This window comes from Corallincola spongiicola (assembly GCF_004284785.1).
Lineage (GTDB): Bacteria > Pseudomonadota > Gammaproteobacteria > Enterobacterales > Neiellaceae > Corallincola > Corallincola holothuriorum.
In genome coordinates this window covers 216954-236143 of the sequence record NZ_SHLY01000005.1, presented here as the reverse complement: position 1 = coordinate 236143, position 19190 = coordinate 216954, and the positions used below count along the sequence as shown (strand labels likewise).

At 49.4% G+C, this 19190-nt stretch carries 16 protein-coding genes; 10 read left to right on the top strand and 6 right to left on the bottom strand.

What is annotated here, in order from left to right; translation table 11 throughout:
- Positions 1–43: 43 nt before the first annotated feature.
- Positions 44–505 (bottom strand): GNAT family N-acetyltransferase, encoded by a 462-nt coding sequence (locus EXY25_RS14695; RefSeq protein ID WP_114339018.1) that lies wholly within the window; start codon positions 503–505, stop codon positions 44–46.
- Positions 506–942: 437 nt separating this feature from the next.
- On the opposite strand from EXY25_RS14695, the gene EXY25_RS14690 reads away from it, so the two are divergent.
- Complete coding sequence (locus EXY25_RS14690) at positions 943–2367, top strand: outer membrane protein transport protein (RefSeq protein WP_130567332.1); 1425 nt, start codon at positions 943–945, stop codon at positions 2365–2367.
- Between the two features lie 35 nt (positions 2368–2402).
- On the opposite strand, the gene rssA is transcribed toward EXY25_RS14690, so the two are convergent.
- A complete protein-coding gene (gene rssA, locus EXY25_RS14685; protein WP_130567331.1) occupies positions 2403–3392 on the bottom strand; it encodes a patatin-like phospholipase RssA in 990 nt (329 codons plus the stop codon).
- A 122-nt stretch (positions 3393–3514) separates the two neighbouring features.
- On the opposite strand from rssA, the gene EXY25_RS14680 reads away from it, so the two are divergent.
- Both EXY25_RS14680 and EXY25_RS14675 read left to right on the top strand, forming a co-directional pair.
- The gene (locus EXY25_RS14680) at positions 3515–4723 is read left to right on the top strand and encodes an EAL and HDOD domain-containing protein (protein WP_114339015.1); all 1209 of its coding nucleotides are present in this window, start codon (positions 3515–3517) and stop codon (positions 4721–4723) included.
- A 226-nt stretch (positions 4724–4949) separates the two neighbouring features.
- Complete coding sequence (locus tag EXY25_RS14675; RefSeq protein ID WP_114339014.1) at positions 4950–5354, top strand: H-NS family histone-like protein; 405 nt, start codon at positions 4950–4952, stop codon at positions 5352–5354.
- Between the two features lie 69 nt (positions 5355–5423).
- Here EXY25_RS14675 and EXY25_RS14670 read toward each other — a convergent pair whose 3' ends face one another.
- Complete coding sequence (locus EXY25_RS14670) at positions 5424–5954, bottom strand: hypothetical protein (RefSeq protein ID WP_130567330.1); 531 nt, start codon at positions 5952–5954, stop codon at positions 5424–5426.
- A gap of 132 nt (positions 5955–6086) precedes the next feature.
- Between EXY25_RS14670 and rcsF the strand changes: the two genes are divergently transcribed.
- The 7 genes from rcsF to EXY25_RS14635 all read left to right on the top strand — a co-directional run bounded on the left by rcsF (position 6087) and on the right by EXY25_RS14635 (position 13194).
- Positions 6087–6467, top strand: a complete 381-nt coding sequence (gene rcsF / locus EXY25_RS14665; protein WP_114339012.1) for an Rcs stress response system protein RcsF — start codon at positions 6087–6089, stop codon at positions 6465–6467.
- Positions 6468–6469: 2 nt separating this feature from the next.
- Complete coding sequence (gene tsaA, locus EXY25_RS14660; protein ID WP_114339011.1) at positions 6470–7177, top strand: tRNA (N6-threonylcarbamoyladenosine(37)-N6)-methyltransferase TrmO; 708 nt, start codon at positions 6470–6472, stop codon at positions 7175–7177.
- Between the two features lie 49 nt (positions 7178–7226).
- The gene (locus tag EXY25_RS14655) at positions 7227–7823 is read left to right on the top strand and encodes an acyltransferase (protein ID WP_114339054.1); all 597 of its coding nucleotides are present in this window, start codon (positions 7227–7229) and stop codon (positions 7821–7823) included.
- Positions 7824–7917: 94 nt separating this feature from the next.
- A complete protein-coding gene (locus EXY25_RS14650; protein ID WP_246019568.1) occupies positions 7918–9027 on the top strand; it encodes a Kelch repeat-containing protein in 1110 nt (369 codons plus the stop codon).
- A 65-nt stretch (positions 9028–9092) separates the two neighbouring features.
- Positions 9093–10805 (top strand): proline--tRNA ligase, encoded by a 1713-nt coding sequence (locus EXY25_RS14645; RefSeq protein WP_130567329.1) that lies wholly within the window; start codon positions 9093–9095, stop codon positions 10803–10805.
- Positions 10806–10977: 172 nt separating this feature from the next.
- A complete protein-coding gene (locus EXY25_RS14640) occupies positions 10978–12120 on the top strand; it encodes a patatin-like phospholipase family protein (protein WP_130567328.1) in 1143 nt (380 codons plus the stop codon).
- Between the two features lie 174 nt (positions 12121–12294).
- On the top strand, positions 12295–13194 hold the full coding sequence (locus tag EXY25_RS14635; RefSeq protein WP_130567327.1) for a GGDEF domain-containing protein: 900 nt from the start codon (positions 12295–12297) through the stop codon (positions 13192–13194).
- Positions 13195–13255: 61 nt separating this feature from the next.
- Here EXY25_RS14635 and tilS read toward each other — a convergent pair whose 3' ends face one another.
- From tilS to dnaE, 3 genes are all read right to left on the bottom strand, one after another.
- Positions 13256–14611 carry a tRNA lysidine(34) synthetase TilS gene (tilS, locus tag EXY25_RS14630; protein ID WP_130567326.1) on the bottom strand — a complete coding sequence of 452 codons (1356 nt, stop codon included), beginning with the start codon at positions 14609–14611 and terminating at the stop codon, positions 13256–13258.
- A gap of 86 nt (positions 14612–14697) precedes the next feature.
- Complete coding sequence (gene accA, locus EXY25_RS14625; RefSeq protein WP_130567325.1) at positions 14698–15654, bottom strand: acetyl-CoA carboxylase carboxyl transferase subunit alpha; 957 nt, start codon at positions 15652–15654, stop codon at positions 14698–14700.
- Between the two features lie 51 nt (positions 15655–15705).
- On the bottom strand, positions 15706–19185 hold the full coding sequence (gene dnaE / locus EXY25_RS14620; RefSeq protein ID WP_130567324.1) for a DNA polymerase III subunit alpha: 3480 nt from the start codon (positions 19183–19185) through the stop codon (positions 15706–15708).
- Between the last annotated feature and the right edge of the window lie 5 nt (positions 19186–19190).

Here is a 19190-nt window from a genome sequence, read left to right as displayed (position 1 = left end):
GGCCACAAGCCGCGTTTTTTTTGCTTAATGCCTATCGCTAAAGTTAACGCGTTGGCAGTAACAGCATATCCAGATGCATCACCCCACCATCATCGTAGGGCTCACCCTTCTCTTCAAAACCAAACTGTTGGTAGTAAGGAACTAATGCCTGCTGTGCTGAAATCTTTATCGCGACTCCGGGATACCATTTTGCCAAGGTATCCAAACCTGTTTTAATCAGTTTTTCACCTAACCCTACTCCTCTACCCTGTTTCGCTAAAACAATACGCCCCAGCACCGGATAGTTAGGATGGCAGCTTGCCGGCGGTGCCAGGCGCGCATAGCCGATCAGCACATTATCCTGTTCGACAAGCAGGTGAGAGCAATGCTCATCCTCACCATCAATATCCAGATATAGGCTGTTTTGTTCCAACATAAATACCTGTTGCCGAAGCTTCAGTATCGCTATCAGTTGCGCTTTACTTAACTGTTCAAAGCTCAATATGGACCACTTGAATGGCTGCACTCTACTCTCCAAACATTGTGCGGTACTGGATGCCGCCGCTTGAGGTTACTAGCACTAAAAACACAATAGCGACATAAAGCGCTGCTATGCAACTCGATTGGCCGCCACTGACCACTTTTACCGCATGCCTGTTAACCCCCTTTGATTAGGGATTGTTGCGTACAAATCAACCGATAACCTCACTGATTATATTCTAGATGGCCCCCAAAATGGGTCGGCGGTTACCGCACGAAGTGTCGGTGCATCAGACATGAGCGGCTGTTTGCTGACCTTGACAAGCCAACCGCGGAATAAATTAGCTCAATGCGAGGTTGAACCTTGCATTTCCATCTACCCATCCGCATAGTAGCGCGCCGCTGACTCAGGGTCAGCGGATCAGTTTTTCTAATAACAAAGGGTGTTGGCCAAGCACGACGCCCACGAGTCTTGAGCACGCTATGCAACCTTTAAAAAAAACCGCCTTTGCCAGCTTGCTGGCTGTCATCTCCAGCCAAACCAACGCCGCCGGCTTTCAGCTCAATGAGCACAGTGCCAACGGCCTAGGCCGCGCTTATGCCGGCGAGGGCGCTATCGCAGAAAATGCCGCGGTACTGGCAAGAAACCCAGCGGCGATGACGCTATTCGACAAAGCGCAGCTCTCGGTCGCCGCTACTTATATTAACCCTGAGGTAGATATCACTGGCCATACGACCAACCATTATGGCGAGCTTTATAATGGTGCGGCGGCTGGAGTCAACGCTGCCGTTCCAGGCGCAGATCTTGCCATGGTGCAAACTGAATTCGATGCCAAACAGCGGGACATCGCCCCCGATGCCGTGGTACCAGCGATATACTATATTCGCCCAATCGATGAACAGTGGTTCTTTGGCTTCGGTGTGTTCTCCAATTTTGGTCTCAGTACCGACTACGATAGCCAGTCCAACACCAGCGAATTCGCCGATAAAGCAGAAGTAACTACCATCAATATCAATCCTAATCTTGCCTATCGGATCAATGATGAGTGGAGCATCGGTGGTGGCATAAACCTGGTTTATGCCGATGCAGAGATCGGTAGTACAACGCCGGAATATATGAACGGTTACGTGGCTCCTATAAACGACTATAACCAGATCGCCGAGCAAATAGGTGCACCCACCCTGCTGCCTGTTCCCGGCAATGCCACAACCTTGCGGATGAGTGGTGACGATTGGGCCTACGGTTGGAATATTGGCTTGCTTTGGCAGTTACCCGCTGGCACCCGTGTGGCACTCAGTTATCGCTCAGAAGTTAAACTGGAGCTGGACGGTCACGCTGAATCCGATCTTTCTGCGGCCCTAAACGACAAAGGAACATTGGATCTGGATCTGCCCGCTATCACTGAGTTGGCTATTCACCAACCCATTAACGGCCAATGGTCACTGCAGGCCAGCGCCGTATACACACAATGGGGCAGCTTTGACAAACTGGAAGCAAAACTGGATAACTTGGATGAGCCTGTCCATATCAAAGATGAATACTGGGATCATGCCTGGCGTCTAGCAGCTGGCGTTACCTATCTTGCGACGCCCGCCTGGACCCTTCGCGCTGGTTACGCCTATGACGAAACCCCGGTTGACGCCAAACATCGGACTTTAAGCATCCCGGATACAGATCGGCAATGGTTTACTTTAGGTACCAGCTATCAGTGGGATGAGGCTGTATCGTTTGACCTAGGTTATGCCTATCTTTACGGGCGAAAGGTCGATGTGACTGAAGAGTTTGGCCTGACAACAACCAACCCAAACACCGGCGCTCCCATCCATATTCCGGTGAGCAGTTATCAGGGACAGTTAAACAGCGCTGACGCACACATCTTGTCAGCACAGCTTAACTATCAATTTTAGCAACAAGTCGCGACGAATTCGCCACAATAAGCCTGCTATCCTGCAGGCTTATTAAGTAGTGGCAAAATATTTCTCATCAACTCCGGCGTGGCAACCTCGACCGCTAAACGCCCCGCCTCAATCGCTTCATCGGCACGGTGAAACTCCATAGCACCGTAATCAGCCATCAATGGCGCAATCAAAGCATCCGCGGGATCACCAGCCATCCTTGCCCTTGTCACCCGGTCTTGCATGATGTTTAACGAATTAGAAAAGACCCCCAGCAAACTGGGCGAGCGAACTTCATCCACCGATGAACGCCGCAACATCTGCTGAATATAGTTACGCCCGTTCTCAAACAGCCCCATAAAGCCACTGTTACCATTGCCCTTATTGGGCTTGAGCTCAGCACCATCATCCGCAATATGCGGTTCAATGATGGCGCGATGAGTCCGATATTGCTGTGCGGCACGCACGTTGTTATCAGCATTCAAATTCACCGCTATCACCAAATCTGCGCCCATTGCGCGACAAAGTGACACCGGCACAGGATTAACCAAAGCGCCATCAATAAGCCAGCGCCCTTGATACATCTTCGGCGAAAACAGCACCGGCACGGCACAAGAGGCCTTTACCGCGCTGATAAGATCGCCTTGTTGTAACCATACTTCGCGGCCACTATGTAACTCGGTCGCCACTGCCGCAAACGGTTTCGGCAGCGCTTCAAAACGTGTCTCACCAATGAGTTCAGCCGCCTCATTAAACACCTTGTCGCCAGCAAGTAATCCACCTTTTGCTAGAGAAACATCAAAACGACTGACGATCCCCCAATGAGAAAACTCTCGCACCCATAACTCAAACTCGCTTAATCGATCATTGCTGTAGGCAGCCCCCACCAAAGCACCAATCGAACAGCCCGCGATAACATCAGGATGGATCCCCATTTCTGCCAGCGCTTTCAGTACACCAATGTGAGCCCAGCCTCTGGCTGAGCCACTGCCTAATGCCACTCCGACCTTCAAGCCTTGAACAGCTTCTTTTGACATATCTCCGCGCCTTATAACTTGCTTATTTCAGCGATCACAAAACGAACCTCAAATAGATGCGATACCACATCAGTTGGTTTAGATTGGTATTCTCATATTTTCCACGGTGATGTCGTATCCCTATGTTCTTTTATGTTGCCCGGCAACCTATTCTGGATCGAGAAAAATCGCTTATCGGTTACGAGCTGTTATTTCGAGACAGCATTGAAAATGTATTCCCGCAAATTGACCCCCATGAAGCAACGTCAAGACTGCTGGCTGGTAGCCATTTTCACTTAGGTATCGACAATCTGACAGGTTCCGTACCTGCATTTATCAATTTTCCAGAGATGTCGATACTGGTCAAGGTACCAGAACTACTGCCAAATAATCAGGTCGTTATCGAGCTATTGGAAAGTATTGCTCCAAGTCATGAATTAAAAGCGATCTGCCAACAGCTTAAGCAGAAAGGATATAAAATCGCGCTGGATGATTTTGTTATGCAACCCCATTGGTTGCCAATATTACCCTACGTTGACATGGTCAAAATCGATTTTAGAGCCACTTCAATCGACGATATTCAAAGCACCTGTGATCAACTGGCCAGTTTTGACTTAGAACTGCTCGCCGAAAAGATAGAAACCCATGATGAATTCAATTTCGCCATGACGCTTGGCTTTGATTACTTTCAGGGCTATTTCTTCAGTGCACCGGAAGTGTTAAAAACACGCGCATTGAAGCCAAATGAAATAAACTTGGTAGAACTACTCGCCAAATTAGGACAAGAAAGCTGCGACTTTAATGAACTAGACACCATAATCCAACGTGATGTGTCGCTGACCTATAAATTGCTCCGCTACGTTAACTCTTCCTTTTTCAACCGTCGACGGGAAATTAACTCGATCCGCCAAGCATTGGTTTATTTAGGGGAGAATGAGATAAGGAAGTTTATTGCCCTGTTAGCCGCTGCCAATTTGGCAGAGGACAAGCCCAGTGAACTGATCCGATTATCAATTACCCGTGCCCGCTTTTGCGAATTGATTGCACAACAACAAGCACCCGAGTATGCATCAAAAGCCTTCTTGCTAGGTCTCTTTTCCCTTATCAGTGCCATTCTCGATGAGCCCATGGACAAGGTAATGTCGAAACTACCACTTTCTGACGAAATAAAACTCGCATTACTAAAAAGGGAAGGCCCCTTAGCTAACTACCTATCCCTAATTCTTGACTATGAACGTGCCGTATGGGACGGAGTCAATGCACTCTCCTCAACCATTGGCGTAGATACTGGACAATTACCAGAATTCTATATGGATGCCGTAGGCTGGAGTAATAGCCTGCTTGAGCAGTAATTCATTGAATCGGCGGCCGGTAGAACGGCCGCTTCTACGCTTTGTGCTAACCCCTGACCACTCGTTTATTTTTATATCCACTTTTATCTCACCCGATTTATACGCAAAATTTACCGATTAATAGTGAAAAAAGTGATCTAAATAGTAAATTTCTTGCACCATAATGAATATCTATTATTATATTTAGACTCGAAGTCCACCGATAATATTAATATAAGGAATATTCATGAGCGATTTTCTGAAAATCCTGAGCCATGCTCGTCGTCTTAAAAGTTCAACTGAAGAGCTTACTGTTGAACAACTATTGGAAGTTAAGGAAAAACTTCAGAAGATCATTGATGATCGTGTCGCTGCCGAAGAAGAAGAAAAGCGCGTTAACGCAGAAAAAATTGCCAAGATTGAAAAGTATCGTGAAATGCTTGCCGCCGATGGTATTCAACTCGACGATCTTACTGACGGTGTTGCTGCCGCGCCAAAAGCTAAAACAAAGCGTGCGCCTCGCCCTGCTAAATATGAAATTTGGAACGACGCTGGTGAGCGCATTACCTGGACAGGTCAAGGCCGTATGCCAAACGTATTCAAAGTACGGGTCGATGCTGGCGAAGCCTTGGATACTTTCTTAATTAAGTAATCCTCCCGTTAAAGAAAAAACCTGCTAATAAGCAGGTTTTTTTATATCTTTTACTTGTTCAACCTGACTTTACTTTAACCAAGTAGATGCTTGTTCCGGTAAGCCAATGACACGGTCAAGCACATAGACGGAGGCGTCGTCAGCCATTCTGACAAATTGACCTCCGCGCTGACTATCTAGCGCGCCCAACAATATATCTTTCTCATAACCACCTGCAGACTTAAGTGAAACTCGCCAAGCACTGCCTTTCCCTTCGCCGGGTGGAAGCATATCTAATGACTCATAGTTGCGCGGTAAACTGGTTTCCGCGGCAATCACTTTGGCATGAGCCAACTGCTGAACTAAATTGGCCAAAGGCATAATTTCAATTGTACGGCCGCTGTGTTTATCTACCCAACCGTTTTCAACCCGCTCAGCATAAATCACCGAATCATTGGCAGGGTTCACTACTTCAACGGTAACCAATTTTTCTGAGCCATATTGTAAGGCGGGTAAAAAACGCTTTTTCTCTGGGACCTCATCATTGTCAATCACCAACAATATAGCCCCCATCAACAAAGCTACCCCCAATGACCATCCCATCAATGCCATACGCTTCATAGACCAACGACTCCTAGATATAACCTGAGACTGAAACTTTGGCCGCAAGTATACGCGCTAATGAATGTTTGTTGCAGCCAATCTCGATGGCAAGCAAAATAGTGCATTGGTTAATTCTCTGTTGAGGCTCAAATGCGCCGATTGCTGCTTCCGGCTCTACTCCTGACACTATCAGGTTGTTCCGGCTATTCCCTGCATACTAATTTGGATAAACAAAACTTTGACGATTATTACCGCCCCTCCTCTGTCACCGTCTACACTGCCGAACAGTTAACTGACTTAAACTATAAAGAGTTGGGGCCGGTACAGGGCGAAAGCTGTCGCAACAGAAGCGATCTCCCACCAGCACAGGTCAGCGACGCGAGAACGCAAGCTAGAACCAGCGTAGCGGAAATGGGCGGCAATGGCGTCACGTTTAGCCAGTGTTTAACCTTAACTGGCGATGATTCCTTGCCTGGCTGCATCGATAGCATCATATGCATCGGCACCGCCTTAGCCGTTGAGGCTCCGTAACCATGAGTGAGCACCTGATATCACCGGTTGCTTTGATCCATACCCCCTACCAACAGAAGTTTGCCATTCCTCGGCAACCCGGCTTAGTCAGTGCCGCAGAAGCAACATTGGAACTGCTCCCCCCCTATGACAACCCGGAATGTGTTCGTGGTATCGAAGCATTTAGCCACCTCTGGCTACTGTTCAAGTTTCATCAAACGGCAGAACAGGGATGGAAGCCCTTAGTCAGGCCACCGCGCCTAGGCGGCAATACTAAAGTCGGGGTATTTGCATCACGTTCAACCTTTCGTCCGAATGCCATGGGGCTCTCAGTGGTAAAGCTGCTGGCTGTGGATATTACTCATGGCCGCGCTAGCTTGCGCTTGCAAGGGGTTGATCTGGTTAACGGCACACCAATTTATGACATTAAGCCTTACCTGCCCTACTCGGATGCGATCAACGAGGCCGCCGGCGGCTTCGCTGACAGCCGTCCAGACAGTGAAATGACGGTGTTATTTACGCCTGAAGCGGCGCAGCAGTTAGCCCATCACCAACAACGGTATGCCAACCTGCAATTACTTATCGAACAAGTGTTACAACAAGATCCACGACCAGCCTATAAACAAAGAGTGGTCGCTAGCCAGAATTACGGTATGGCACTTTACGACCTCAATATAAAATACCGAGTTGAAGCCAAAATAACGGAAGTACTGGAGATCAACAGTGACTGAAAACGTACCTCCAGACTACCAGTCCCAGCATAAAAAGCGGCTCTCTTACATGCCATGGCTTTACTATCGTTTAAAACCAAAACATAAACTGTGGGCGCTAGCGTGGCAGCAACAGCAACAGGCTGAACTCATGGCTTTGGAGACCATCCAGTTTGGTGAAGATTGCTTTGTTGCTCCGGAAGCGAACCTATTTGCAGAGCCAGGTCGCCAAATAACCATAGGGGATCGCACCGCGATTGCCGCAGATACGTTTATCCACGGCCCTCTGACCCTGGGGCGCAACGTAGGTATCAACCACGGCTGTTCTTTTGATGGTGGCCGACATGGCATCACCATTGGTGATAACAGCCGAATTGCCAGTGGCGTCGCGATCTACGCCTTTAATCACGGCTTAGCCGCAAACGCGCTAATAGATCAACAACCGGTTCACTCGCAAGGGGTCGTACTAGGCAAAGATGTTTGGGTTGGTAGCCGAGCATGCATTAGAGATGGTGTTGAGATTGCAGATCATGCAGTCGTCGGCATGGGCGCAGTAGTCACCAAAGACGTTCCCGCCTATGCGATTGTCGCTGGCAACCCAGCACGGATCATTGGTGACCGACGCGACAAACCCGATGCGCACCCAGACTATCTAGCAGCAAATTAGAAAATGCACTTAACCCGAACCATCTTTCACCATATTAGCAATAGTCCAACAGCAGTTCTGTCGGCTAGCCTTTGCCATATACTGAGACCGTAAAATGACTAAATCCAGACGTCTATTCAGCACCTGCTGCTTCACATATTTGACCACCCTATGCACGATCGCTTTTTCAGCGACAGCCATCGCGTCGAAAATAGTGCCTTTGCCACCATTACCTGAGCCAGTCGCCAATAACGCAGTGGCATTGGTCAGCACCAAGCAAGGAGACTACCTGGTCAGCATGATGGGACTAGGGGCGGCAAAAAACCATACAGATGTGCACAATAGAGGCTGGCAATTGGCGTTGTCACAAAAGCCGGATGGTTGGCAGCGAACTCCCGACGTTCCCAGTTCATTGAGTTTGAAAGGCCGCCTAGCGTCAGTTGCAGCAACGCTACCGGGCGAACTGCTCCTATTTGGTGGATATACTGTCGCCGCAGATCACAGCGAAATATCAACCCCGGATGTATACAGCTACCGTCCGGACATTAAGCAGTTTGAACAACTCGCCGATATGCCGGTACCGGTGGATGACAGCGTGGCCCTGAGTTATCGGCAGCGCTATATCTACCTGGTTAGCGGCTGGCATAACCATGGCAATGTCGATCTGGTTCAGGTCTATGATCGTTTGAATAATCACTGGTTTAACGCCACCCCCTTTCCGGGCGAGCCGGTATTTGGCCACGCCGGCGCCATTGTGAACAACCAACTCCTTATCTGCGATGGCGTCAAGGTCGCTGCCATTGTTGATGGGCGACGTCAATATGAGGCCGAACGCGCCTGTTACCTTGGCCAGATTGATAACGAAGACCCAGCAAAAATCAGCTGGCAAACTGCGCCACACTTCGCTGGCAAAGCGCGCTATCGCATGGCCGCGATAGGCAGCCAACAGCCACAGGGTAAAACTGGCTTTTACTTTGTCGCCGGCTCCGAAAACCCATATAACTATAACGGCACCGGCTACGATGGCTTAGCAGCGCCAGCGTCATCCCGGGTCGATTTCTTTGACTTAGCTAGCAGCGACTGGCAACAACTGCCAGCGCGCAGTGTCGCCACCATGGATCATAGAGGATTGCTTGAATGGCAGGGGCAGCTACTGACAATTGGCGGGATGAACGACAAGCAACAGGTGATCGACAAAATCATTCGTTATGAAGTCGCTAACTAAGCTTTTTTGCAAGCGCCAGCGTTGTTACACTATCGCCAATTTTTTAATCCTGATCCGGAAAACCCATGCGTACGACTCAGTACTTGCTGTCAACTCTGAAAGAAACACCATCTGACGCCGAAATCACCAGTCATCAATTGATGCTTCGCGCAGGAATGATCCGTAAATTGGCCTCAGGCCTCTACACCTGGCTACCAACCGGATTGCGCGTATTGCGTAAAGTCGAAAAGGTGGTTCGTGAAGAGATGGAGCGTGCTGGCGCTATCGAAGTTTCCATGCCCGTCGTTCAACCTGCCGATTTATGGGAAGAGTCTGGCCGCTGGGAACAGTTTGGCCCAGAACTATTGCGTATTACAGATCGCCATAACCGCCCATTTGCCCTGGGGCCTACCCACGAAGAGGTGATCACCGAGTTAGTGCGGAAAGAGGTTAGCAGCTACAAGCAACTGCCGCTAAACCTGTTTCAGATCCAAACCAAGTTCCGCGATGAGGTTCGCCCCCGTTTTGGTGTGATGCGCGCCCGAGAGTTCTTGATGAAAGATGCATACTCTTTCCATCTAAGCGAAGAGTCACTGCAGCAAACCTACGATGTGATGTTCCAGGCGTACTGCAATATCTTTAAACGGTTAGGGTTGGAATTCCGCCCCGTACTAGCGGATACAGGCTCAATCGGTGGTAGCGTGTCCCACGAATTCCACGTCCTGGCTGAATCTGGCGAAGATGCAATCGCTTTTGCCAGTGACAGTGAATATGCCGCGAATATCGAGATGGCAGAAGCTGTCGCCCCTGCCGGCGAACGTGCTGCGCCAAGCCAAGAAATGACTCTGGTGGATACGCCGAAAGCGAAAACCATTGACGAGCTAGTGACACAGTTCGATCTGCCGATCGAGAAAACGGTTAAAACACTGTTGGTAAAAGCCGCAGAAGAAGCTGAGGCAGAATTGATCGCACTGATCGTTCGCGGTGATCACGATCTAAATGAACTTAAAGCTGAGAAACTAGCACAAATTGCTAGCCCGCTAGAGTTTGCCACTGAAGATGAGATCCGTAAGCTTATCGGCGCCGGTCCAGGATCATTAGGCCCAGTTAACCTCAAGGTACCTTGTGTGATTGACCGCTCTGTCGCCCAGATGTCAGATTTTAGCGCTGGCGCCAATATTGATGATAGGCATTACTTTGGCATCAACTGGGAACGTGATCTCGCTCTGCCTGAAATCGCTGATCTGCGGAACGTGGTAGAAGGCGATATCAGCCCTGATGGCCATGGCACCCTATCGATCAAGCGCGGTGTCGAGGTCGGCCACATATTCCAACTGGGCAGCAAGTACAGCGAAGCAATGAAAGCGGGTGTACTCAATGAACAAGGCTCACATCAGGTAATGACCATGGGCTGTTATGGCGTCGGCGTATCGCGCATTGTCGCCGCCGCAATCGAGCAGAATCATGATGACAATGGCATTATCTGGTCTGATGGTCTTGCACCATTCAACGTCGTTGTACTGCCGATGAATATGCATAAATCTGCACGGGTAAAAGAGGTTGCAGACAAACTGTATGCGGATCTTAAAGACGCTGGCATCGACACGCTATTTGATGATCGTAAAGAGCGTCCAGGTGTCATGTTCGCAGATATGGAACTGATTGGCATTCCTCACTGCTTAGTGATCGGTGAACGCAACCTTGATGAAGGTGTAGTGGAGTACAAGAATCGTCACAGCGGTGAAAAACAGAAAGTGGCGATTGATGAGGTGGTGAACTTCATCACTCAGCAAGCATAAACTTTCACCTCTACCTCCCATCAATGGCGGCCTTTCGGTCGCCATTTTTTTGCCTCAGACAGCATTTTTAGTTCAATAACTAAGGCTTAATTGTTAAGCCTAAAAGCTAGCTCACAACCTGACGACAGACGCAGACTATACTCGGATAAACAATCACTAGAGGACAAGCTATTTGGTTGCAACGAGCTCACAGCCCCCCACCTGTGCCCTACTGCTAACTGGTGGCGGCGCCCGCGCCGCGTACCAAGTTGGCGTTCTGAAGGCTATCGCTTCTCTGTATCCAAGAAATCATGCCATCCCCTTTCCTATCATATGTGGCACCTCTGCCGGTGCGATTAACGGTACGGCGTTGGCCTGTTATGCCTCCTGTTTTCATTTAGGGATCCGCAAACTAGAGTGGGTATGGAAAAACTTTCGCATTAATCAGGTCTATCGCACCGACTTGTGGGGGGTATTTGGTCACCTGTTACAGAACATCATGTCCAATTTCCAGGCCGATTATGCATACAAACGCCCCGTATCATTATTAGACAATGCACCGTTAAGAGAGCTACTTGAGTTCGTTCTCGACTTTAAACGCATCGATCGCAATATAATCAACGGCGCGCTAAAAGCGCTGACGGTGACGGCATCTTGCTACACCAGTGGCGACTCAATCTGCTTCTTTCAAGAGGGGCAAAATCGCGCCGGCTGGCAACGTGCCCGACGATCCGGTGTGCCGACCATCATTAACCCGCAACACTTAATGGCCTCCTCGGCTATTCCAGGTATTTTTCCGTCGGTTAGGATCAATCAAGCCTATTTTGGTGACGGCTCAGTACATCAGTTAGCCCCCCTCAGCCCCGCCGTGCATTTAGGTGCAGATAAACTATTTGTGATCGGCGTTGAGAAACCAATGGCCACGCAGTACCGGCCAAAACCAGCCCATCATCCCAGCATCGCCACCGTCGCCGGTCACCTTCTGGATACCGTCTTCGCTGACACACTGAACTCCGATTTAGAGCGCTTGCACAGGATCAATAACACCTTGAGCAAGATCAGCCCTGAGCAACGTGACGATTTGCAGCTAAGGGAGATTGAGACCTTAGTAATCAACCCCACCCATGATTTTCGCCAGGTCGCTGCCGAATGCTACTCACAGTTACCCCTCACCATCCGCAGTATGCTCAAACTGATCGGCGTTAACCGCCATTCAGAATCGAGTCTGGTCAGTTATCTCATGTTCGAACAAAGCTATTGCCAACAACTGATAGAAATTGGCTATCAAGACGGCATTGCCCAGCAAAAAAATATCCGTGACTTCTTAGGTCAATAATTAGGCGGCAAATCTTTGCCAACGTGATTTTGTTCAGCGGCAAGTCAAACGTCAACGGTTCGACACTCGAGATAAAACCCACCAAATAATCCCCATAACAAGCTGTTTTAATTGAAAAAAGTATATTCGGCATTTTTCTTGCTTTAGTTTTAGCGAATGAAGTAGGAGTGTGTTGTGGAAAATCTATATCTAATCGAAAGTCATAGTGTCAGCGAAGCTGATTTTCGTCGCGCGGCCTATATTCCGCCTTTCGCCGCCGAAGAGCTGTTGGATAGCCAGAATCTCTCTGATCGACTGCAAACAACGCTAGAGATAGAAGAACTATTAGAGATCTTCGCCGAATATGCAGCCACCCAAGTCAATTTTGCCAGTATGACTTTTCATCGTACTGATTTTAAGCATGTGGTTGCCTATTCCGAACACTCAAAGTTTGCTCATCATTTTGCTTTAGCGATCGCTGGACGTCAGCTTGGGCATATTTGTTACAACAGCCTGTCGCCACTATCGCCACTGCAACTGGAACAGTTAGCTCGTCTTCATCGGCAGCTGATATTTCCTTTGAAAAACAGCATCACCTTCCTCGAATTGAAGCAATCGGCACTAAAAGACAGCCTTACGGGCTTAGGCAATCGCAGTGAATTTGAGGACAACCTTCCACGCCTGCTAGCACAAGCGCAACGTAGCGGTATTGCATTGCACCTGATGGTGTTGGATCTCGACCGGTTTAAGCTGATCAATGACCAAGAGGGCCATCTAGTGGGTGATGAGGTACTCGCTAGCTTTGCCAAGATCATTAAGCGCTCGGTTCGTGAAGCAGACAGTGCATTTAGATTGGGCGGTGATGAGTTTGTTGTTTTATTGTTCGACGGTGATAATGAGGTGCCGCAAACCATCAGCGGGCGCATTCAGGATGGCCTGCTCAGTGAAAAAACCCTGCGCCGCCTAAAGGTCTCAACCAGTATCGGTTGCGCCCGCTTTCGCCCCGCTGACAGCGTCAGAACGCTGTTTGAAAGAGCTGACCGAGCGCTTTACCAAGCAAAAGCCAATGGACGTAACTGCTTAAAACAGGCCTAATCGAAGGATAATAGGGGAGCGTCAGCTCCCTTAGCTTACACTGCTAACTTCCTCGCCTGCACTAAGGGCGAGATAATCTGAGCCTGACCCCTTCGCCTTCAATCTGCGCAAACTCTTCACAGATCCAGAGTCCGACCGCCGCCACCAACTCATCATCATAGTAAATCAATGGCACGGATTCTCGTTGCCAGGGCGGCACCCGATACTCATGAAATAGCTTTTTCAAAGGACGACTCCCCTTTCGACCGTGGGGGCGGCAAGTCGGGTTTCCTGAACGAAACCTGACGCTAACACATTCATTTTGTGGCAATTTAAGCGTTGGGATGTCAGCTGTACCCTGCACTTGACGAGTCACTTCGAGCGTTCCTAAGCCATAGGGTAAAACCAGCGATGAGCGACAGTCCCATGGCAATATCAGCGACGTTAAATCCCTAGCTGATTGCTGTTCAACCAAATACAGCTGATGGCGATAACGACGAACACAGCACCCTGACCAACACACCTCCGGTGACGCGTCCTGCCGTTCAACCAATAAGCTGCTTAGCATATTACTTAACTGTGCTTCGCTAGGCATCTGGGCGCCCTGCTGTTTAAGCCAACTGCGTAGCAGATACGCTTGACGTAGCGGCGTCAGCTCCCTCAGATAGGTAATATTCAGAGCATTTTCACAGGAAACAGCAGCCGCGAGATCTGCAGCGACAAACTCCTGCAGAAGCAGTTCTTGCTCAGCACAGAGGCGAGCGCTACGTGCCATGGTTCGGTCGATACTCGGCCAACGTTGACGTAGCAAGGGAAGCACCTGATGACGTAAAAAGTTGCGGTCAAACAGCAGATCTTGATTACTCTCATCCTCAACCCAGTGTAATCCTTGCTGCTCAGCATATTCAGCAAGCTCGTCGCGGGAGACTGAGAGTAAGGGCCGTCCTACCATTAACCCTGGTTTAAGTTCGCTCACAGTAGCCATAGCGGACAGCCCTGATGGCCCTGAGCCACGTTGCAATCGCTGCAGAAAGGTTTCGCTTTGATCATTGAGGTGATGGGCAGTCAACAACAAAGCGCGCTTGGGCAGCTGTTGTTGAATGGCGTTATATCGTGCCTCGCGCGCCTCAGCTTCCAAACTTAGCCTCGGGCCTTGCTTCGGTCTAACCTGACAAATCTTTACTGGCAGCGACAATTGCTGGCACTGTGCTTCACAAAACTGCGCCCAAGCCTGGGCATTCTTACTGAGTCCGTGATCTACGTGAATAGCAGACATCGGCAGTGAACAAGCGTTGTCTACATGCCAGTTGGCCAGCAGGTGCATTAAGACCACAGAGTCCAAGCCACCACTAAGCGATACCCAAACAGACGTCGCCTCGACCTGAGTAATGAGCGCCTCAACTTGCTGCTTGAAAATCGATTTCAGTGCACTAGCCATAAATTATCGATATTTGAAATCACGGTATAAACCATTGGGATCAAAAATGGGCGCCTATGCGCCCATTGCTCATCAATTTCGTGGGGTTAACAGTAACCGTAGCCCATCAAACGCTGATAACGCTGCTCAAGCAGTTGCTCTGTCGTTAGCCCCTTGAGCGTTGCCAAATCAGAGAGCAATTTCGCTTTCATCGTTTCGGCCATCTTATCCGTATGGCGATGAGCACCGCCCATCGGCTCTTCTAGCACCGCGTCTACAAGTTTCAACTCATGCAGACGGGAAGCTGTGATCCCCATGGCTTCAGCGGCATTAGGTGCCTTATCTGCACTCTTCCACAGAATCGAAGCACAACCTTCTGGCGAAATCACTGAGTAAGTACTGTTTTGCAACATATTAACCCGGTCGCCCACACCAATAGCCAGCGCGCCACCTGAGCCACCTTCACCAATCACGGTACAGATAATCGGCACCTTAAGTCCTGCCATCACCTTCAGATTACGGGCAATCGCTTCACTTTGACCACGCTCCTCTGCGCCGACACCGGGGTATGCCCCAGGGGTGTCGATAAAGGTAATAATCGGCATATTGAAACGCTCAGCCTGCTCCATCAGGCGCAGCGCCTTACGATAGCCCTCAGGCTTAGGCATACCAAAGTTGCGGCGCACCTTCTCTTTGGTCTCACGCCCTTTCTGATGACCAATCACTACCACAGGTTGGCCATCGAGGCGTGCTGTGCCACAAACAATAGCCGGATCATCAGCAAATGCACGATCCCCAGCCTGCTCGTCGAACTCAGTAAATAACAGTGGAATATAATCCAAAGTGTAAGGGCGCATAGGATGACGGGCTAATTGTGAAACCTGCCATGGGCCTAAGCCAGAAAAGATCTTTTTCGTCAAATCATCGCGTTTTTGGCGCAGGCGATTGATCTCTTCCTCGAGACTGATATCAACCTCGGTGCCTTTAGCCACAAGTTGTAATTCATCAATCTGCGCTTCAAGTTCAACGATCGGCTGTTCAAAATCTAAAAAATTCAAGCTCATTGCATTCGCTACCGCAAGTCGGCCACACCCTCGAAATATAGGATGCGACGATTAAAATTCCAGCTCAACCTGTTCTTCGCCGAGCATTTCTCTTAATTCATATAGCAATTTATCGCAGGGGGTAACCCGCCATTGCGTGCCCAATGTGAGTGTAGCCTCAGCTTCATCACGGACATATTGAACACTGACAGGACAAACACCTTGCCAATGTTGTTGTAAAATCTGCTGCAAACGATTTTTTCCGGATCCTTCCAATTGTGCTTGTTTCACTTTTAATAACAAGTTTTTGGCGTATTTTTCTCTGGCTTCAGAGATATCCATCAAATCGCGGACGGTCATTCTAAGGCCGCCGGAGAAGTCATCAAAGCTGACCTCTCCCTCTACGACTAGGATCCGGTCTTTTTCCAATTGCTCCTGATAGCGTTCGAAGGCTTCAGAAAACAGCATCACTTCCAGTCTGGCACTGCGATCGTCTAAGGTGAGTAATCCCATACGAGTGCCTTTTTTTGTCATCATCACCCGTACGCCAAGCACCAAACCGGCAGTCGTTACCGTTTTACCACGCCCAGTAGGGCGCAAGTCGGCCAAGCGGCCAGAAGTGAACCTTTTAAGCTCTTTCAAGTAACGGTTGATTGGGTGACCAGTAAGATAAAGTCCCAAAGTCTCGCGCTCACCTTCAAGCCATACTTCTTCTGGCCATTTCGGTGAACTGACAAAGTGTTGAGTCACATGTTCATCGGCACTGGCCAATAACCCGAACAAGTCGTCTTGCCCTTGAGATTGAGCCTTATGATGCTGATCCGCAGCTTTCATGGCATCAGGTAAAGTAGCCATCAATGCCGCCCGGTGCGGTCCGAGATTGTCCATCGCTCCAGATTTAATCAACTTTTCTAGGATCCGACGGTTGATCCTCTTCAGATCAATACGAGCACAGAAATCGAATAGGTCTTTGAATGGACCGCCCTCTTCCCGAGCTTCAATAATCGCCTCAATCGGTCCCTCACCCACGCCTTTCACAGCGCCGATACCGTAGATGATAGCGCCCGCTTCATCGACACTAAAACGGTATTGCCCCGCATTCACATCGGGCGGACGCATGGTCAGCTTCATGCGACTGACCTCATCAACCAAGGTAACAATTTTGTCGGTGTTATCCATATCCGCCGACATCACCGCGGCCATAAACTCCGACGGGTAGTGGGTTTTCATCCACAAGGTTTGATAAGACACTAAAGCGTAGGCGGCTGAGTGCGATTTATTAAATCCGTATCCGGCGAACTTTTCCACCAAATCGAAGATCTTCATCGCCAGATCAGGATCGATGCCATTGTCCGCAGCGCCACTTTCAAAGGTCGAACGCTGCTTCGCCATCTCTTCCGGCTTTTTCTTACCCATGGCTCGACGCAATAGATCCGCGCCACCGAGGCTATAACCGGCCAACACCTGGGCGATCTGCATCACCTGTTCCTGATACAGAATAATGCCGTATGTGGGCTGTAGGATCGGTATTAGCGATTCGTGTTGGTACTTAGCATCCGGGTAGGACAACTCCTCATTACCCAGCTTACGATCAATAAAGTTATCTACCATGCCTGACTGCAACGGCCCGGGTCGAAACAATGCCACCAAGGCGATCATATCTTCAAAACAGTCAGGTTTTAGACGTTTAATGAGATCCTTCATGCCGCGGGATTCCAACTGGAATACCGCGGTGGTTTCATGCCTCAACAGCGTCTTAAAGCTGGCAGGATCATCTAACGGGATCGATTCAATACGTACTGGCGGCAGATCTTGCTTGGCGCGAGTATCATTCACCATATCCAGTGCCCACTGGATAATGGTCAGCGTCCGTAACCCCAGGAAGTCGAACTTAACCAAGCCTGCGGTTTCAACATCATTTTTATCGAACTGGGTGACAGGGTTTTTACCTTCATCATCACAGTACAGTGGAGAAAAGTCGGTAATGGTGGTGGGCGCGATCACCACGCCCCCAGCATGTTTACCAGCGTTACGCGTCACCCCTTCGAGGATCCGTGCCATATCAATCAGTTCACGAACATCGTCATCTGCGGCGTAGATCTCAGGTAACTTGGGCTCAACTTCAAATGCCTTGGCCAAGGTCATCCCCGGATCACCAGGAACCAATTTCGAGATCCGATCAACAAAGCCGTAAGGGTGCCCAAGTACCCGCCCCACATCACGGATAGAGGCTTTCGCAGCCATGGTACCGAAGGTAATAATCTGTGATACCGCTTGGCGACCATACAGCTCGGCAACGTGATCGATCACTTCATCACGGCGATCCATACAAAAATCGACGTCAAAGTCAGGCATCGATACCCGTTCAGGGTTAAGAAAGCGTTCGAATAGCAGATCAAATTCTAGTGGATCAAGATCGGTAATTTTAAGAGCGTAAGCGACAAGTGAGCCGGCACCAGAACCTCGTCCGGGGCCTACTGGGATATTATTGTCTTTACTCCACTGAATAAACTCGGCAACGATAAGGAAGTAACCAGGAAAGCCCATCTGATTAATCACGCCAAGCTCGATATCTAGACGTTCATCATATTCGGGACGCTTTTCCGCACGCTCTTTCTCATCAGGAAAAAGAAACTCAAGGCGCTCCTCTAATCCCTCTTCCGATACTTTGACCAGGTAATCTTCCGTGGTGAGATCGCCAGTTGGAAAATTGGGTAGAAAATATTCCCCTAACCGGACGGTTACATTGCAACGCTTGGCGATCTCTACACTGTTCGTCAACGCCTCGGGAACATCGCTGAACAGGTCACACATCTCCGCTTCGCTGCGCAGGTATTGCTGCTCGCTATAGCGTTTTGGACGACGCGGGTCCTCTAAGGCAAAACCATCATAAATGGCCACCCGCACTTCGTGTGCTTCGAATTGCTCAGGCTCTAAAAACACCACATCATTCGTTGCCACGACGGGGACATCGGCCTGTTGCGCCAAAGCCACAGCCATATGTAGATAGCTTTCTTCATGGGGACGCCCGGTGCGCACCAACTCTAAGAAGTAACTATTCGGAAAATATTTTTGATAGAACTCGAGACACGCGAGGGCCTGCGGTTCATTGCCCTTAAGCAATGCCTTCCCTACGTCCCCTTCCCGCGCACCCGACAAAATGATTAAACCTGCCGCATGTTCCACCAACCAATCACGATCTATCACGGCTCGATCTTGAATATGACCCCGCTGATAGGCCTTAGAGATCAGAAGTGTCAGATTTTTATAACCGTCATTGTCGGCACATAGCACGGTTAACCGGCAAAGCTCATCCTCAAATCCCGGCACTTGAACCCAAAAGTCGGCTCCAATAATTGGCTTAATCGCGTTACCTTGGCTGTTGCCATAAAATCGCACCAAACCGCAGAGGTTCATCTGATCTGTGATCGCAACGGCTGGCATGCCGAGTTCTTTAACCCGGCTGATAATGGGGCCAATTTTCTTCAAACCATCACACATGGAGAAATCACTGTGGACGCGAAGATGAACAAATTTCGGATCAGTAGACATATAGC

Bases quoted from the DNA above. Each gene is read 5' to 3' on its own strand.
- tsaA (WP_114339011.1), top strand. From the start codon at position 6,470: ATGAGTGAGCACCTGATATCACCGGTTGCTTTGATCCATACCCCCTAC.
- rssA (WP_130567331.1), bottom strand. From the start codon at position 3,392: ATGTCAAAAGAAGCTGTTCAAGGCTTGAAGGTCGGAGTGGCATTAGGC.
- rcsF (WP_114339012.1), top strand. From the start codon at position 6,087: ATGCGCCGATTGCTGCTTCCGGCTCTACTCCTGACACTATCAGGTTGT.
- EXY25_RS14670 (WP_130567330.1), bottom strand. From the start codon at position 5,954: ATGAAGCGTATGGCATTGATGGGATGGTCATTGGGGGTAGCTTTGTTG.
- EXY25_RS14655 (WP_114339054.1), top strand. From the start codon at position 7,227: ATGCCATGGCTTTACTATCGTTTAAAACCAAAACATAAACTGTGGGCG.
- EXY25_RS14650 (WP_246019568.1), top strand. From the start codon at position 7,918: ATGACTAAATCCAGACGTCTATTCAGCACCTGCTGCTTCACATATTTG.
- dnaE (WP_130567324.1), bottom strand. From the start codon at position 19,185: ATGTCTACTGATCCGAAATTTGTTCATCTTCGCGTCCACAGTGATTTC.
- EXY25_RS14680 (WP_114339015.1), top strand. From the start codon at position 3,515: ATGTTCTTTTATGTTGCCCGGCAACCTATTCTGGATCGAGAAAAATCG.
- EXY25_RS14645 (WP_130567329.1), top strand. From the start codon at position 9,093: ATGCGTACGACTCAGTACTTGCTGTCAACTCTGAAAGAAACACCATCT.
- EXY25_RS14675 (WP_114339014.1), top strand. From the start codon at position 4,950: ATGAGCGATTTTCTGAAAATCCTGAGCCATGCTCGTCGTCTTAAAAGT.
- tilS (WP_130567326.1), bottom strand. From the start codon at position 14,611: ATGGCTAGTGCACTGAAATCGATTTTCAAGCAGCAAGTTGAGGCGCTC.
- EXY25_RS14690 (WP_130567332.1), top strand. From the start codon at position 943: ATGCAACCTTTAAAAAAAACCGCCTTTGCCAGCTTGCTGGCTGTCATC.
- accA (WP_130567325.1), bottom strand. From the start codon at position 15,654: ATGAGCTTGAATTTTTTAGATTTTGAACAGCCGATCGTTGAACTTGAA.